Below are 17,248 nucleotides of genomic sequence, written 5' to 3' on the forward strand. Positions count from 1 at the left end.
CATGATGGCCGATGACGGGCGGGAGTGATTGCCCGTTTTCTTGCCCGACCGGGCGCCACGATCACGGACGTTCGGCGGTTGCGCGGTCTTCCGCGCGCGGGTTAGGGTCGCCTGCAGATGAGACTTCGAGTGGCGCTCCTCGCCCTAGCCGCGAGCCTGGCGATAGCGGCGCCGGCCGCGGCGTCGACCTACACCGTGACCGGCTTCGGCGACGGCTTGTCCGGCTCGTGCCAACCGACCGGGGAGGGCGCAGTCTCGTGCACGACGCTCCGGGCCGCCGTGCAGTCGGCCAACGAAGGGGCCGACGAGGACGCGATCACCCTGTCGGCCGGTACCTACACCGTCAACTTCGGCGCCATCGTCGTCAACCAGGCCGTCACCATCAGCGGCGTCGGCACGCGCTCAACGGTGGTCAACGCCGCGGGCAACAGCGCGCCGGCGTTCACCGTCAGCGGCCCGGACGCGTTCTTCGGGAACCTGACCATCACCGGCGGCTCGGGCGCCAACCTGACCGTGGTGCCGGGCGGGGACGCGGGGCTCGCGTTCACGCGGCTGACCGGGGCGCAGACCGGCGTCGGCGCGGTCAACGAGGGCACGCTGACCGTCACCTTCAGCCTCATCGACACGAACCCGAGCGGTGGCATCAACAACGTCGGCGGAAGCGGCGCCGCGACCCTGACCGTCGGCGGCTCGACGATCACGAACAACACGAATCACGGCATCGCCTCCACGGGCGGCTCGCAGAACGCGGTCGACCTGATCCACACGACGATCGCCCGCAACGCCGGCGCCGGCATCATCTTCGACTCCGGCCAGCAGCCCGGGTCGGCGGACGCGTCGATCCTCGCGAACAACAGCGTCAACTGCAGCGGCGGGACGCTCGTAGGGCAGTTCAACGTGGAGAGCACCACCGGCTGCGCGCTCGACGCCGGGACCAACCGCGTGGTGTCGGATCCGCTGCTCGGGGCCGCGCTGAGCAACCAGGGCGGGTTCACGGACGTGCTGACGATCCCGGCCAACAGCCCGGCCGCCAACTACGTGTCGCCGTGCTTCCTGCTCCTCGACCAGCGCGGCTTCACCCGGCCCTCCGGCCAGCCGTGCGACGCGGGCGCGTACGACCGCGAAGCCGTCGACCCGGGGATCGTCGTCCCGCCGCCCCCGCCCGATCCTCCGGCGCCGCCGCCGCCCCCGCAGCCCACGCCCACGCCCTCGCCCGAGCCCACGCCGGTGGCGAACCAGTCGGTCGTCGGCGACGAGGAGCGCGGCACGGTGAAGGTCAAGCTGCCCGGCACGAGCACGTTCGTCGACCTCAACGACGTCAAGAGCCTGCCGAACGGCACGGAGATCGACACCCGCAGGGGCGCGATCAGGCTGAAGGCGGCGCCCAAGCCGGGCGCGCCGGTCGAGGAGGCGCTGTTCTACGACGGCCTGTTCAAGCTCAAGCAGTCGCGCGGCATCACCACGCTGACCCTGAGCGAGGCCCTGGACTGCACCAAGGCGAAGGGCAAGAAGGCGTCCGCCGCCGCGAAGAAGCCGAAGAAGCGCAAGCTCTGGGGCGACGGCAAGGGCGCGTTCCGCACGCAGGGCAAGTACAGCGCCGCCACCGTCCGCGGCACCAAGTGGCTGGTCGAGGACACGTGCACCACCACGACGGTGACGGTCAAGCAGGGTGCCGTCACGGTGGAGGACCTCGTCAAGAAGAAGCGCACCGTCGTTCGCGCCGGCAAGAAGTACGTGGCGCGGGCGAGACGATGAAGTTCGTCCACCTCGACGCAACTCGCGGCGTCCCCGCGGGTTCGACGATCGACACGGGAATGGGCGCCGTCGCGCTGAGGGCGGCGCCGAAGCCGGGCGCTGTGCCCGAGAAGGCGACGTCCATGACGGGTTGTTCGAGGTGACCCAGACCAGCGGCCTGACGACGTCGACGCTGTTCGAGGAGCGTGGCCGCCCCAAGGGCGGGCGGACCGTCCGCCGGGTCCTGCTCGCCGCGGCCGGCGCCGTGCTTGTCGGTGCTGCGCCCGCGCACGCGGCGACGTTCGCCGTCAACACGACGGCGAACAACTCGACGTGCAACGCGCTCACCTGCTCGTTGCCGGGTGCGTTCAACGCGGCGCTCGCCACGCCCGAAGCGGACACGATCACGGTGCCGGCGGGCATCTACTCGGTGCCGGAGCTCACGACGACCGGCGCCCCGCGCGTGACGATCGTGGGTGCGGGCGCGAACGCGACCTTCATCCAGCCGGCCGCCACCACCCGCGTGTTCAGCGCGGGCTCGAACTCGTCGCTCGCGCTCGCTGACCTCACCGTCCGTGGCGGTCGCGGCGGGACCGGCAGCGGCGGCAACGTCCTCGCCCAGAGCGCCTCGACGGTGTCGCTCGCGGGTGTGCGCCTCACGGACGGCCAGGCGGCAACCGGCGGTGGGCTGGGCAGCCTCGGCGCCTCGTCGCTGACGATCGCCGAGAGCCTGATCGACACCAACACCGCGACCGGCGGCGGCACCGGCGGCGGCGTCTACCTCCGGGGCGAGACCTTTGGAACCACACTGACCGTCACGGACTCGACGATCGCGCGCAACAGCGCGAGCACCGGCGCGGGGATCTGGAGCTCCGCACAGCCCGCGATGACGCTGCGCGGCGTGACGCTGGCCTACAACGCGGCTCGAAGCACGCAGCTCAGCGTCGGAGGGCTGCAGTCGTCGAACGGTGCGGGAGGCGCCGTGTTCCAGGGCTCGCTGATCACAGGCAACACCGCGCCCTTCGTCACCGGCTCGGACACGATCGACAGCCCCTCCAACTGCGCGATCACCGGCCCGGTGACCGACCAGGGCGGGAACGTCGAGGATGTCGCGCAGTGCGGCCTCGGCGCGTCGAGCCGGCCCAACACCAACGCACTCCTCGCCACGACGTTCGACACCTCCGAGCCGCCCGTCCTGACGCTCCCCGCGTCCAGCCCCGCGGTCGACTTCGCCGACTGCGCCGGCCGCACGCTCGACCAGCGCGGCGTGCCACGGCCCCAGGGCGCGCGCTGCGACGCCGGCGCGTACGAGTTCAACCCGGTGCCGACGACCGCGGTGGCGGGCGCGGCGCCGCCGTTCACGTTCAGCTCCAACGAGGCCGGCGCCACGTTCCAGTGCTCGCTGGACGGCGGGCCGTTCACGGCGTGCGCGTCGCCGTTCGACCCCGGCGCCGGACCGGGGACGCACACGCTCGCCGTCCGCGCGGTCGATGCCCAGGGGCAGCCTGACCCGAACCCGCAGACGGTGACGTTCACGGTCCAGCCGCCGCCGCCGACGCCGACCCCGACGGCCACGCCCAGCCCGACGGCGACGCCCGTCGCCGGTCGGGTGATCGTCGTCGGCCCGTCGCGGGGGACGGTGCGGGTGAAGGTCCCGGGGTCCAAGCGCTACGTCGACCTCGACGAGACGCGGGGCATCCCGGTCGGCTCGAGCGTCGACACGCGCAAGGGCCGCGTGACGCTGACCGCGATCCCGAAGGCGGGCGCGAAGCCGGAGACCGCCGTGTTCTTCGACGGCCTGTTCAAGGTCACGCAGTCGCGGGGCATCACGACGCTGACGCTCACCGAGCAGCTCGCCGCGTGCCCCAAGCGCAAGAGCGCCCGCGCGAGCGCCAAGAAGCCCAAGAAGCGCAAGCTCTGGGGTGACGGCAAGGGCTCGTTCCGCACGGCCGGCAAGTACAGCGCCGCCACGGTCCGCGGCACCAAGTGGCTCGTCGAGGACTCGTGCGCGGGCACGCTCACGCGGGTCACGCGCGGCTCCGTGCGGGTCGACCACGGCAGGAAGCGGATCATCCTGCGGGCCGGCAAGCGCTACCTGGCGAAGCCGCGATGAAGCGCGCGCTCCTCACGCTGCTGGCCGCTCTGGCGTTCGCCGCGCCCGCGCAGGCCGCCACGATCGCGGTGACGACGTTCGACGACGGCGCGAACGCGTTCTGCCCGTCCGCGACGCAGTGCTCGTTGCGGGCCGCGATCGCACTCAGCAAGAGCAACGGCGGGACCAACAGCGACGACACGATCGTGCTGCAGGCGGGCACGTACCAGCTCGCGAACGCGCCGCTGTCCACGAGCACGACCAACCAGGGCGTGACGATCCTCGGCGCCGGCGCGGACAAGACGGTCATCCGCGCGGCGCTGAACCAACGGTTGCTCGAGGTGCAGGGCGAGTCGGCCTTCACGCTGCGCGGGCTCGCGTTGGCGGGCGGCGACGCCGGTGCCGACGCCAACGGCGGCAACGTCCTCGTGAGCTCCGCGGAGCTCCGGCTCGACCACGTCCGGGTCACCGGTGGGCGCGCGGTGCAGGGCGGCGGGATCGCCGCCCAGAACGGGCAGGTGCTCGCCGACCACACCCTGATCGACAACAACGTCGCCACGCAGAGCGGCGGTGGAATCGCGAGCTACGGCGGCAGCGAGCTCTCCCTGTTGACCTCGACGGTGACCGGAAACAGCGCGCTACAGGGCGGCGGGATCTCCGTCAGCGACCAGCAGACGGTCGCGACGCTCCTCGCGCTGACGACGCTGGCGAACAACACCGCCTCGACATCACCCGGTGGCGGGCTGTTCGTCACCAACAGCGCCGGCGCGCCGACCGTCGCCGCCTCGATCGTCGCCGGCAATCTCGGCCGCCTCCTCCGCCAGGGACCGCTCGTGGCCTCCAACTGCGGCGGGATCCTCCCCACGGACGGCCGCGGGAACCTCGAGTCCGGCACGGACTGCTCGTTCGACGACCCGGCCTCGCGCCAGACGCCCAGCACCGGACTCGCGGCGGCGCTCGTCGACGACGGCGGCACCATGCCCGTCCTCCCGATCAGCGCCGACAGCGCTGCCCGCGACCTCGCCGGGCCGTGCACGAGCACGGACCTGCGGGACGTCCAGCGTCCGGTCGGCGGCGCGTGCGACGCCGGTGCCTACGAGTACGTCCCGCCGCCGCCACCGGCGGCGACGCCGACCCCGGAGGCCCAACCGCCCGTCGTCACCCCGACCCCCACGCCAACCGTCGTGCCGGTGCCGACCCCCGTCGCCGGACGCGTGATCGTCGCGGCCCGGGACCGCGGGACCGTCCTGGTGAAGCCGAAGGGCGCGAAGCGCTACGAGCCGCTCGACGCCGCCAAGGGCATCCCGGTCGGCTCGACCATCGACGCGCGCAAGGGCCGCGTCCGCCTCACGTCGATCCCGAAGGCGGGTGCCCCGCCCGAGACGGCGGTCTTCTACGCCGGGATCTTCCGGATCACCCAGGCACGCGGCATCACCGACCTCAAGCTGGTCCAGGCGCTCGCCGCCTGCCCGCGGGGCAAGGCGAGCAGCGCCGCGAAGAAGCCGAAGAAGCGCCGGCTCTGGGGCGACGGCAAGGGCTCGTTCCGCACCAGCGGCAAGTACAGCGCCGCCACCGTCCGCGGCACCAAGTGGCTCGTCGAGGACTCCTGCGCGGGCACGCTCACGCGGGTGGCGCAGGGCAGCGTGACCGTCCGCCACGGCAAGCGGACGATTGTCGTACGCGCCGGCAAGCGGTATCTGGCCCGTCCTAGACGCTAGAACAGGAATTCAGGCGCGTGGCGGGTTAGCCTCGTGGCAAGGAGGCGGAGGAATGTCGATGCGGTTCACACGGACGGTCTTGTTGATGGTGCTCGCGTGCTTCGCGATCGCCCCGGCTGCGCACGCGGCGACCTTCCAGGTCACGACGTTCGGCGACGACCCGAGCGACGCGTGCTCGGGCACGAGCTGCCGGTCGATCCGCGCGGCCGTCGCGGCAGCGGCGCTGTCCACCGGGCCGGACACGGTGCGGGTCCCCAGCGGTGACTACCAGCTCGCGCAGGGCCAGATCCTGCTCACGTCCGACGTGACGATCGAGGGCGATGGCGCGCGCACGACGATCGTGCGCGGCAACGCGAGCGCCTTCCGGGCGTTCGAAGTGCCGACCGGCGTGACCGCGTCGATCACCGGCGTGAGCCTCGTCGGGGGTCGGGCGACCGACGAGAACAGCCCGACGTTCTACGCCGGCGGCCTGATCCGCAACTCGGGCTCGCTCACGCTCAGTCGCGTGCGGGTGACGGGCGGCTCCGCTTCCAGCGGCGGCGGCATCGCCAACGTCGGCGGCACGATGGCGATCGACCGCAGCCTGATCCACGGCAACACCGCGAACATCGGCGGCTCGGACTCAGGCGGGATCGTGAACCAAGGCGGCGGCAACCTCGTCGTACGCAACACGACGATCGCCTTCAATCACGCGAACGCCGGCGGCGGCGCGTACGCCTCCTGGGGCGGAAGCCAGGCCCGGCCGAACACAGCGCTGTTCGAGTTCGTCACGATCGCGCGCAACACCGCCGGCAACGGCAACGGCGGGGTCGCCTTCGACTCGGGCGCTGGGGACAGCCTGCGCGTCCGCGGCTCGATCATCGCGGCGAACGGCACGACCAACTGCGCGGGAACTCCGGAGTCGATCGACGCGAACTTCACGGACGACACCTCGTGCGGGATCGTCCCGACCAGCGCGCCGCTCGTATCCGACGAGCTGACCAACCAGGGCGGCGAGACCAACGTCGTGAACCTGACGTCGGGGAGCCCCGCCCTGGAAGCCATCCCGGCCGGCCAGTGCCTGCCGACCGACCAGCGCGGCGTCACCCGCCCGGTCGGTGCGGCGTGCGACGCGGGCGCGCTCGAAGTGGGCACCGCGCCGCCGGTGGTCAGCTACCCCGCGCAGGACGGCTTCACGAACGACAATCCGCTGACGATCGCGGGCAACGGCGTCGCGCCCGGGGCGGCGGTGGAGATCTTCGAAGGCGGGACGACCCCGATCGGGTTCACCGAAGCCGACGGGGACGGCAACTGGTCGATCCCGCTGGCCGCCGACCAGGCCGCCGGGCTGCACACCTACACCCTCACGGCCAACGACGGCTCGGGCGACTCGACGGCAACGACCCACCGCGTGACGTTCGACTACGAGGCCCCGCAGACGCTCCTCGGCGAAGTCCCGCCGTCGGCGACGAACCGCTCGAACGTCACGTTCACGTTCAGCTCGACCGAGCCTGGCACGTTCGAGTGCAGCCTCAGCGGCCCCGGTCGCGACCCGGAAGCCGTCCCCTGCGACGCGGGGAGCATCACCTACGACGGCCTCGCGAACGGCTCATACGCGTTCCAGGTGCGCGCGGTCGATCGCGCGGGCAACGTCGACCAGTTCGAGAGCTACGAGTTCCAGGTCGACTCCGGCCTGATCGCCCAGCCGACCGTGGGTGAGCCGGCGGTCGAGCCGAGCGCCGCCACGATCACGTTCGCCAGCTCGCAGGCCGAGCGGACGTTCCGCTGCCGGCTGGAAGGACCCGGCCGTGACGGCGCGTTCCAGGACTGCGCGTCGCCGCAGCGCTACGACGGGCTCGCCGCGGGCGCCTACACGTTCACGGTGCGCTCGAGTGACCGGGCGGGCAACTTCGCCGACTCGGCTCCGCGCACGTTCTCGGTCGCCGGTCCGCCGGTGCAGACGCAGCCCGTGGCGACGGCCAGCCCGGTCGCGACGCCCGCCCCGACCCCCACAGCCACGCCGACCCCCACGCCCACGGTCAACGAGGACGTGACGATCCGCCCGACGGGCAAGGTCCTGGTCAAGGTGCCGGGGACGAACCAGTTCATCCCGGTGAACCGGCTCGAGGACGTGCCGCTCGGGTCGGAGATCGACACGACCAACGGCCGCGTGGTGCTGCGGTTCGAGTCGGAGAAGGGCAAGGTCCAGACCGCCACGTTCTACGGCGGCGTCTTCCGGATCACGCAGGTGGGGAAGATCCTCGACCTCAAGCTGACGGAGCCGCTGGCGGCGTGCCCGAAGCGGGGCAAGGCGGCCACGGCGCAGAGCAAGAAGAAGGCGAAGAAGCGCAAGCTCTGGGGGGACGGCAAGGGGTCGTTCCGCACCAGCGGCAAGTACAGCGCGGCCACCGTGCGCGGCACGAAGTGGCTGGTCGAGGACTCGTGCGCGGGCACGCTGACGCGGGTGGCGACGGGCGTCGTGCAGGTCAAGCACGGCAAGAAGACGCTGCTGCTGCGCGCGGGGAAGCGGTACCTGGCCAAGCCGCGCTAAGAACTGCCCGATCGGCCTTGTCAGGCAGATGACGATGCGGTTAGTGTCGCTCCGAAATGGGGTGGCGCGCAGCGTTCATCGTCGTGATTGCCGCGCTGGCCCCGGCGCCGGCCGCGTACAGCGCCGTCTTCACCGTCACCGGCGCGGGTGAGGGCGGGACGTGCTCGGGCACGTCGTGCCCGAGCCTGCGGGCCGCGATCACCGCCGCCGAGGGGACCCGAGCCGAGGCGGATACGATCAACGTCCCCGAAGGCGTGATCGGCATCTCGGGCGACCTGGTCGTGCAGTCGGAGATGACGATCAATGGGGCCGACGCGCGCAAGACGGTCATCGACGGCGGCGCCAAGTACCGCTTGCGCACCACCGCGAGCGGGATCCTGACCCTGAACCGCTTCACGATCCGCAACGGCGCGGCGGGTGGCGGCGACATCACCGACGGCGGCGGCATCTACAACGCCGGCCGCCTGAACCTGCAGGACGTGCGGGTCACGGGCAGCACGGCGGTGCGGGGCGGCGGGATCGCGAACAACCTCGGCATCGTCGTGGCCGACAACCTGCTCGTCGACAACAACGTCGCCACCGGCGCGGGCGGCGGAGGCGGCATCCTCAACGTCGCCGGCCAGGAGCTCCCGGAGCTCAGGGGCTGGCTGATCGTCACCGACACGACGATCTTCAAGAACACCGCCACCGGCACGGGCGGGATCGGCGGCGTCTTCTCGACGGGCACCGGCGCCTCCGTGTCGCTGAACCGCTCGACGATCGCCGACAACGTCGGCAGCGCCACACGGGGCACGGGCGGAATCTTCCCGTCGGGCAACACGCAGGCCACGGGCAGCATCGTCGCCCGCAACCTCGCCGGCAGCGCGACGGTGAACTGCTCCGACCCGCTCACCAGCGGCCTGTTCAGCGTCGAGGACGACACGGACTGCGGGCTCGCGCCCGGCAACCTGAAGCCGCAGCTCGCCACCGCGTTGAGCAACCAGGGCGGCCAGGTCGACGTCCTGACGATCCCGACCACGAGCGACGCCTTCAACCGGATGCCGTTCGGCGACACCCCGTGCGAGAGCACCGACGCGCGAGGCCTCTCCCGCCCGCAGGGCACGGCCTGCGACGCGGGTGCGTTCGAGATCGACCAGCCCGCGACCGTGACCATCACGGAGGGGCCGACGGGCACGATCACCTCCACCAGCACCCAGTTCAACTTCCAGGCCAACGAGCCGGACGTGACCGTCGAGTGCGACCTCACCGGCCCGGGTCAGACCGCGGGCTTCGAGCAGTGCTACAAGTCGAACGCGCAGCCGTACTCGAACCTCGCGGACGGCCCGTACACGTTCTCGGTGCGCGCCGTCAGCGCCGCGTTCCCGAACCCGACGCCGACCACGCGCAGCTTCGTCGTCAACGCCGCGGGCGCGCCGAACACGACGATCACGGGCGGCCCGACCGGCACCGTGGCCTCGACGTCGGCCGCGTTCACGTACACGTCGAGCGAGCCCGGCTCGACGTTCCAGTGCGCGCTCGACGGCGCCGCGTTCGGCAACTGCCCGGCGAGCTACACCGGGCTCGCGCAGGGCGGTCACACGTTCCAGGTGCGAGCGGTCGACGCCGCCGGTGTCCCCGACGCGACGCCCGCCTCCCGGACCTGGACCGTCGACACCGTCGCGCCGGACACGACGATCGGCAGCGGCCCGACCGGCGCCGTCGCCAGCACGACCGCGACGTTCACGTTCACCTCGCCCGAGAGCGGCGTGAACTTCCAGTGCGCGCTGGACGGCGGCGCGTTCGCGTCCTGCCCGGTCAACTACACCGGACTCGCGCAGGGCGCGCACACGTTCCAGGTCCGCGCCGTCGACGCCGTCGGAAACGCCGACGCGACGCCCGCGTCCCGGACCTGGACCGTCGACACGATCGCGCCCACGGTGACCATCGACACGTCCCCGGCGCGGACGAACGACACCACGCCGTCGTTCACGTTCAGCGCCAATGAGGCCGGCGTGGGCTTCCAGTGCCGGACGGACGGTGGCGCGTTCGGGGCGTGCACGTCCCCGTACACGACCGCGACGCTGGCCGAGGGCAGCCACACCGTCGAGGTGCGCGCCACGGACGCCGCCGGCAACCAGGGCGCCGCCGCGAGCCGCACGATCGTGGTCGACACGACCGCCCCGGCCGCCCCGGTCATCGGCACGGGCCCGACCAGCCCGACCGCCGACAGCACGCCGACCTTCTCGTTCACGGGCGAGGCGGGCGCGAAGTTCGAGTGCCGGGTCGACAGCGCCGCGTTCGCCGCGTGCACCTCCCCGCACACGACCGCGGCGCTCGCGGACGGCGCCCGGACGTTCCAGGTGCGCGCCGTCGACGCGGCGGGCAACGCCAGCCCCGCCGCCTCGCGGTCGATCACCGTCGACACCACGGCGCCCGCCCCGCCGACCTTCACCTCCCCGGCCGACAACGCGCTGCTCGCGGTCGGCACCGTGGACCTCCGCGGCACGGCCGAGGCGAACGCGACGGTGCAGCTGACCGAGGGCGCGACGTCGGCCGGCAGCTCGCCCGTGTCGGCCACGAGCACGTGGAACGTGATCGTCACGCCCACCGACGGCACGCACACCTACTCGGCGCGGACGATCGACGCCGCCGGCAACCAGAGCACGGCGGTGACGCGTACGATCCGGATCGACACGCAGCCGCCGGACACGACGATCGCCACCGGCCCGTCCGGGACGACCGGCGACACGACCCCGACCTGGACCTTCACCGCGTCCGAGGCGGGCTCCACGTTCGAGTGCGCGCTCGACGGCGCCCCCCACAGCGCCTGCGCGACGCCGTTCACCGCGCCGACGCTGGCGCCCGGCACGCACACGCTGAGCGTCCGCGCCGTCGACCCGGCCGGCAACCGCGACAACACGCCCGCGACGCGGACGATCCTCGTCGACACCTCGGCCCCCTCGGTGACGATCACGGATGGCCCGCGCACGCGGACGAACGACACCACCCCGACCTTCACGTTCAGCGCCGAGACGGGCGCGACGCTCGCGTGTCGCGTGGACGCGGCGGCCTTCGCGACCTGCTCGAGCCCGCACACGACGGCCGTGCTCGCGGAGGGCCAGCACACGTTCGAGGTCCGCGCCACCGACACCGCGGGGAACACCGCCACGGACCAGCGCGTGTTCACGGTCGACACGATCACGCCGCCCGCGCCCACGATCACGTGGACGACTCCCCCCACCGACAGCACGCCGACGTTCACGTTCGCGAGCGAGACGGGTGCGACGTTCGACTGCCGGCTCGACGGCGCCGGGTTCGCCCCCTGCCAGACGCCGCTCACGACGGCGCTGCTCACGGAGGGCCCGCACCGCCTGGATGTGCGCGCGACCGACGCCGCCGGCAACCAGAGCGCCGCCGTCGGGCTCGACTTCACGGTCGACACCCTCGCGCCGAGCCCGCCGGTGATCTCGACGCCGACGGCCAACCAGTGGCTCACGGCGTCGTTCGTCACCGTCAGCGGCACGGCCGAGGCGGGCGCGTCGGTCGAGCTCCGCGAGGGCCAGTTCACGCGCGGCACGACGACCGCGACCGGCGGCACCTGGTCGATCACGGTCAACCCGGCGACCGACGGCACGCACACCTACGAGGCGACCGCCCGCGACACGGCCGGCAACACCAGCGCGGCCGCGACGCGCACGTTCCGCGTGGACACCGTCGCCCCCGCCGCGCCGGTGATCAACACCGCGACCGCGACCGGCGCGACCGTGACGCTCTCCGGCACGACCGAGCAGGACGCGACGATCCTGCTCTTCGACGGCGCGACCCAGGTCGGCACGGTCGCGGCCTCCGGCACCGGCTGGACCCGCGCGTTCACCAACGTCGCCGACGGCACGCACAGCTACACGGCCCGCGCCCGTGACGCGGCGGGAAACACGGGTGCCGCGTCGGCGGCCCGGTCCGTGCTCGTCGACACCGGCCCTCCGGCCGCGCCCACGGTCACCGGCCCCAGCGGCCCGACCAACCAGAGCACGCCCACGTTCACCTTCGCGGGCGAGACGACCGACTTCGCGTGCACGCTCGACGGCGCCCCGTTCGACTGCGTCTCCCCGTTCACCCCTCAGGCGCTCGCCGACGGGCCGCACGTGTTTACGGTGAAGGTCTTCGACGCCGCCGGCAACGCGAGCGCCGTCACCTCGCGCAGCTTCACCGTCGACACCGCCCAGCCGGCCCCGCCCGACGTCAGCGGCCCGGCCGGCGCGACGACCGACCCCAACCCGGTGTTCGCGTTCACGGCCGCCGAGTCCACGGTCGAGTGCCGGCTGGACGGCCCCGGCGGGCCCGGCGGCTTCGGCGCGTGCGCGTCGCCGAAGACCTTCAACGCGCTGGCGCCCGGCGCCTACGTGTTCTTCGTGCGCACGACGGACGCGGCCGGCAACCAGTCGACGACCCAGCGGGCGTTCACGGTCACGCAGGTGCAGCAGGCGACGCCCACGCCGACGCCGACGTCGACGGTCGGGCCTGCGCAGACGCCGCAGACCGTCGTCGTCACGCCCAAGCCGGGCGGCACGGTGCTGGTCAAGGCCAAGGGCGAGACCACGTTCGCGCCGCTGGACGTGACGAAGGGCATCCCGCTCGGGTCCGAGGTGGACGTCCGCAAGGGCCGCGTGACGCTGACGTCGATCCCGCGCCCGGGCGCCGCTCCGCAGTCCGCCGACTTCTACGGCGGCATCTTCCTCGTGACCCAGCGGGGCGGGATCACCGACCTCAAGCTGAGCGAGCCGCTCACGGGGTGTCCGAAGAGCGGCAAGGCCAGCGCCGCCGCGGGCAAGAAGTCCCGCAAGCTGTGGGGCAACGGCAAGGGCTCGTTCCGCACGTCCGGCAAGTACTCCGCCGCGACCATCCGCGGCACGATCTGGCTCGTGCAGGACACCTGCACGACCACGCTGACCCGCGTGACGCAGGGCACCGTGCAGGTCCAGGACTTCGTCAAGAAGACGAAGGTCCTGGTCAAGAAGGGCAAGCCCTACACGGCGCGCGCCAAGCGGCGCTAGCTAGTACTCGGGGAAGCCCTCGTCGGGCGTCGAGGCCTGCGCGTACAGGCGGCGCGGGATCCGGCCGGCCCGGTACGCGAGGCGACCCGCTTCCACGCCGAGGCGGATCGCGCGCGCCATCGTCTCGGGCTCCTCCGCGCGGGACACGGCGGTGGCGCACAGCACCGCGTCGAAGCCGAGCTCCATGGCCAGCGCGGCGTCGGAAGCGGTGCCGACGCCCGCGTCGAGGATCACCGGCACGCCCGCGCGCTCGCGGATCAGGCGCAGGTTGTACGTGTTCAGCAGGCCCATCCCGGAGCCGATCGGCGAGCCGAGCGGCATGACCGCGGCGCAGCCGACGTCCTCCAAGCGGCGGGCGAGGATCGGGTCGTCGTTCGTGTACGGGAGCACGACGAAGCCGTCGTCGACGAGCTCCTCGGCCGCCTCGAGCAGCGCCGGTGCGTCGGGCAGGAGCGTGCGCTCGTCGCCGATCACCTCGAGCTTGACCCAGTTGGTCTCGAACGCCTCGCGGGCCATCTTGGCGGTCAGGACGGCGTCGCGGGCGGTGAAGCAGCCCGCCGTGTTCGGAAGCAGCTGGACGCCGGCGCGGTCCAGGACGTCGACGATCGAGCCGTGCTGGCCGGGGTCGATCCGGCGCAGGGCGACCGTGACGAGCTCCGAGCCGCTCACGGCCAGCGCGCCCGCCAGCGCGTCGAGCGAGCGGAAGCCGCCCGTGCCCAGCAGCAGACGCGAGCTCAGCGTCTTGTCGGCGATCGTGAGGACGTCGGTGTTGGTGTCGCTCGTTGCGGCCATCTCAGCCTCCCTGGATTGCGCGCAGGATCTCCACCCGCGCCCCTTCGTGCAGTGCAGTCTTCCCCCACTGGCCGCGCGGGACCACTTCGGCGTCCACGGCCACGGCCACGCCCCGGCCGGCGCCGGGCAGATCGAGCGCGACGAGCGCGCTCTCCACCGTCGCGCCGTCGGCGAGCGTGGTCGGTTCTCCGTTCAGGACGACGTTCATGCGGCAACTCCGGCGAATCGTTGGGGGTTGGCGGGCGCCGCCCAGTCAGGCAGTGGCTCGCCGGCGAGGACCGCGGCGACCAGGTCGGCGGTGACGGGCGTGAGCAGGATGCCGTTGCGGAAGTGGCCCGTCGCCCAGACGAGGCCGTCCAGCGCGCCCGGGCCGATCGCCGGCAGGTTGTCCGGCGTCGCGGGCCGCAGCCCGGCGATCAGCTCCTCGATCTCGAGCTCGAAGACGCCGGGGACGAGCTCGGAGAGGTCGCGCAGCAGCTCGTAGACGCCGCCCGCCGTGGGCGTCGTGTCCCAGCCGCGCTCCTCCATCGTCGCGCCGAGCACGTAGCGGCCGTCACCGCGCGGGACGAAGTACGCCTGCTCGCCGCGGATCGTGCGCTCGACCAGCCCCGGCCCGCTGCGATCGCGCAGGCGCAGCACCTGCCCCTTGACCGGCCGGACGGGGACGCGCGCGGCGGCCGGGAGGTCGAGCTTGGCGACGTCGACGCCCGCGGCGATCACGACCTGGTCGGCGCGGACGGTGCCCTCGGGCGTGATCACGCCGGTGACGCGCTGCCCGTCGACCAGCAGGCCGGTGGCCCGGGCGTGGTCGTAGACGGTGACCTTGTTGCGGAGCGCGGCGACGAGCTTGCGGGGATCGATCGAGTGGTCGCCCTCGATCTCCAGCGCGAGCCGGACCGTCGGCGCGAGCGCGGGCTCGAGCTTGCGCGCCTGGGACGGGCGCAGCCGCTCCACGGGCAGCCCGAGGCCGCGGCGGAACTCGGCCAGGCGGTCCAGCGCCTCGGCCTCGTCACGGTCGCGGGCGACGACGAGCGTGCCCACGGAGCGCAGGCCCGGATCCTCGAGCTCGGCGCAGAAGTCGGCGTAGCGGCGGGCGCTCTCGAGCCCGAGCTGGAGCAGGCTGCCCTCGCCGAACTCGGCCTCGGACACGGGCGCGAGCATGCCGGCGGCGACGTGCCAGGCCCCGGGCTCCCCCGCGTCGATCACGACTGCGCGCGCGCCGCGCTGCTCCGCGCGCCACGCGCAGGCGAGCCCGATCGGACCGCCGCCGACGACGGCGACGTCGAAGCTCTCTGACTGCGCTGCCACTGGTACTGCCTGCCTCCCTACGCCGGCACGACCCGGATCAGGTTCGACGGTCGGCGCCCCGCTGGCACCCTCTCAGCCCGAGTCTGCGGGCTCCCGTGTTCTGCGGTTCATGGTATCCCCTGGTGGGTGACCCCACGCGAGCGCCTGTCCACCGCGCGCCTGTATCTCGTCTGCCCCGCCCGCTCGCGCGAGTGGATCGCGGCGGCGGTGCGCGGCGGCGTCGACCTGATCCAGCTGCGCGACAAGACGCTCGACGACGCGGGGGTGCTCGAAGCGGCGAAGGCGTTCGTCGGTCACGACGCGCTGTTCATCCTCAACGACCGGCCGGACCTCGTGGAGGCGTGCGGCGCCGACGGCGTGCACGTCGGCCAGGACGACGAGTCGCCGGCCGCGGCCCGCGCGCTGATCGGTCCCGACCGGATCCTCGGCCGGTCCACGCACGAGCCGGCGCAGGCCGCCGCGGCGGACGCGGACCCCGCGGTCGACTACGTGGCCGTCGGCCCGGTCCACGCGACGCCGACCAAGCCCGGCCGCCCCGCCGCCGGCCTGCACTACGTCGCGCACGCCGCCGACACCGTGCGCAAGCCGTGGTTCGCGATCGGCGGCCTCGACGCCGCCAACGTGCACGAGGTGGTCGAGCGCGGCGCGACGCGGATCGTGGTCGTGCGCGCCATCACCGAGGCCGAGGACCCCGAGGCGGCGGCGCGCGAGCTGCGCTCCGCCCTCGAAGAGACCTCCATTGTCCGCTGAAGACGCAGACCTCGAGGCCGCCCGCGAGGCCGCGCGGCGCGACTTCGCACGCGAGCAGGCCGAAGCCGAGGCGGCCCGCGACACCGCGCGTCGCGAGAAGGCCGCACGCCAAGAGCCCAACGCGCAGATGCGGCGCGGGTACGCCCGCGGACGCGCCCGGGACGAGGCGATCCGCGCGCAGCTGACGCCGCTCGGGCCGGACGAGCGGCCTCTCGGGCTCAAGCTGGCGTTCGCGCTCGTGCTCGTGGTGTGCGGCGCGAACGCGATCCTCGCCGTCACGCACGAGGACTACGGGTACGCGGCGTTGTTCGCGGTCGGCGGCGTCGCGCTCGCGGCCGGGCTGTGGGGGCGCGTGTACGCGGTCGTGCTGCTCGTCGAGGCGTTGCTCGCGCTCGCGATCATCTTCGCCATCCTCGCGCTGCTGTTCGCCCAGACCGTGCTGCAGGCGGCGGCGATCGCGGGGGTCGTGATCGCGTGCAGCCCGGTCTTCTGGCTGCTCATCCGCGTGATGGCGCGGATGCAGGTGCCGCGGCAGTGACCGCGGCGGAGGCGATCGCGGTCGCCGCGGCCGGCTTCGGCGCGGGTGGCGTGAACACGATCGTCGGCTCGGGGTCGCTGATCACGTTCCCGACGCTGCTCGCCGTCGGCTACCCGTCGGTGGTCGCGAACGTGTCCAACTCGGTCGGGCTCGTGCCGGGCGGGATCAGCGGCGCGATCGGCTACCGGCGCGAGCTGCGCGGCCAGTGGCGGCGGGTCGGCTTCCTCGCCGTCGGCACGACGATCGGCGCGCTGCTCGGCGGCATCCTGCTGCTCGAGCTGCCCGAGTCCGTGTTCGACGCGGTCGTCCCGATCCTGATCCTGCTCGCGGCGGTGTTGATGGCCGTCAAGCGCACGCCCGCCGCGCACGCCGACCACGAGCGCAACGCGGCCGGCATCAGCGCCTCGTTCGCCACCGGCATCTACGGCGGCTACTTCGGCGCGGCGCAGGGGATCATCCTGATGTCGCTGCTGCGCTTCTGCTACCCGGACGACCTGCAGCGGATCAACGCGGTCAAGATCGTCTGCACGGCGGTCGCGAACGGGGTCGCGGCGGTGCTGTTCATCGCGGTGGCGGACGTCGCCTGGGAAGCCGCGGCGCTGATCGCCGTCGGCTCGATCGTCGGCGCGCAGGTGGCCGCCAAGTACGGGCGCCACATCCCCTCCGAGGTGCTGCGCTGGGTCGTGGTGGTCGTGGCGACGATCGTCGCGGTGATCCTGCTCGTGACCTGAGCGGGACGGCGCCACGGAGGCTCGC

11 protein-coding genes are annotated in these 17,248 nt (G+C 73.0%); 8 read left to right on the forward strand and 3 right to left on the reverse strand.

The window, feature by feature from the left end:
* Positions 1-117: 117 nt before the first annotated feature.
* From C8N24_RS10435 to C8N24_RS10455, 5 genes are all read left to right on the forward strand, one after another.
* Positions 118-1,755, forward strand: a complete 1,638-nt coding sequence (locus C8N24_RS10435; RefSeq protein ID WP_147447733.1) for a right-handed parallel beta-helix repeat-containing protein — start codon at positions 118-120, stop codon at positions 1,753-1,755.
* Between the two features lie 139 nt (positions 1,756-1,894).
* Complete coding sequence (locus tag C8N24_RS10440; protein WP_147447734.1) at positions 1,895-3,847, forward strand: choice-of-anchor Q domain-containing protein; 1,953 nt, start codon at positions 1,895-1,897, stop codon at positions 3,845-3,847.
* Positions 3,844-5,544 carry a choice-of-anchor Q domain-containing protein gene (locus tag C8N24_RS10445; protein WP_121249971.1) on the forward strand — a complete coding sequence of 567 codons (1,701 nt, stop codon included), beginning with the start codon at positions 3,844-3,846 and terminating at the stop codon, positions 5,542-5,544. Before C8N24_RS10440 ends, C8N24_RS10445 begins: the two co-directional genes overlap by 4 nt.
* A gap of 58 nt (positions 5,545-5,602) precedes the next feature.
* Positions 5,603-8,074 (forward strand): Ig-like domain-containing protein, encoded by a 2,472-nt coding sequence (locus tag C8N24_RS10450; protein WP_147447735.1) that lies wholly within the window; start codon positions 5,603-5,605, stop codon positions 8,072-8,074.
* Between the two features lie 56 nt (positions 8,075-8,130).
* Positions 8,131-13,104, forward strand: a complete 4,974-nt coding sequence (locus tag C8N24_RS10455) for an Ig-like domain-containing protein (protein WP_121249973.1) — start codon at positions 8,131-8,133, stop codon at positions 13,102-13,104.
* On the opposite strand, the gene C8N24_RS10460 is transcribed toward C8N24_RS10455, so the two are convergent.
* Genes C8N24_RS10460 through thiO form a run of 3 tightly spaced genes read right to left on the reverse strand, consistent with a single transcriptional unit; the run spans position 13,105 to position 15,204 of the window.
* Entirely contained in the window at positions 13,105-13,896 is a 792-nt protein-coding gene (locus C8N24_RS10460) for a thiazole synthase (RefSeq protein ID WP_121249974.1), read from the reverse strand.
* A gap of 1 nt (position 13,897) precedes the next feature.
* A complete protein-coding gene (gene thiS / locus C8N24_RS10465; RefSeq protein WP_121249975.1) occupies positions 13,898-14,104 on the reverse strand; it encodes a sulfur carrier protein ThiS in 207 nt (68 codons plus the stop codon).
* Complete coding sequence (gene thiO, locus C8N24_RS10470) at positions 14,101-15,204, reverse strand: glycine oxidase ThiO (protein ID WP_121249976.1); 1,104 nt, start codon at positions 15,202-15,204, stop codon at positions 14,101-14,103. The genes thiS and thiO overlap by 4 nt, the downstream gene beginning before the upstream one ends.
* 126 nt (positions 15,205-15,330) lie before the next feature.
* On the opposite strand from thiO, the gene thiE reads away from it, so the two are divergent.
* From thiE to C8N24_RS10485, 3 genes are read left to right on the forward strand one after another with little or no spacing between them, the layout of a single operon-like run.
* Positions 15,331-15,954 carry a thiamine phosphate synthase gene (thiE, locus tag C8N24_RS10475; protein ID WP_245971818.1) on the forward strand — a complete coding sequence of 208 codons (624 nt, stop codon included), beginning with the start codon at positions 15,331-15,333 and terminating at the stop codon, positions 15,952-15,954.
* A complete protein-coding gene (locus C8N24_RS10480; RefSeq protein WP_121249977.1) occupies positions 15,944-16,492 on the forward strand; it encodes a hypothetical protein in 549 nt (182 codons plus the stop codon). The genes thiE and C8N24_RS10480 overlap by 11 nt, the downstream gene beginning before the upstream one ends.
* Entirely contained in the window at positions 16,489-17,223 is a 735-nt protein-coding gene (locus C8N24_RS10485; RefSeq protein ID WP_121249978.1) for a sulfite exporter TauE/SafE family protein, read from the forward strand. The genes C8N24_RS10480 and C8N24_RS10485 overlap by 4 nt, the downstream gene beginning before the upstream one ends.
* Positions 17,224-17,248: the final 25 nt, after the last annotated feature.

This window comes from Solirubrobacter pauli (genome assembly GCF_003633755.1).
GTDB classification, from domain to species: Bacteria; Actinomycetota; Thermoleophilia; order Solirubrobacterales; family Solirubrobacteraceae; genus Solirubrobacter; species Solirubrobacter pauli.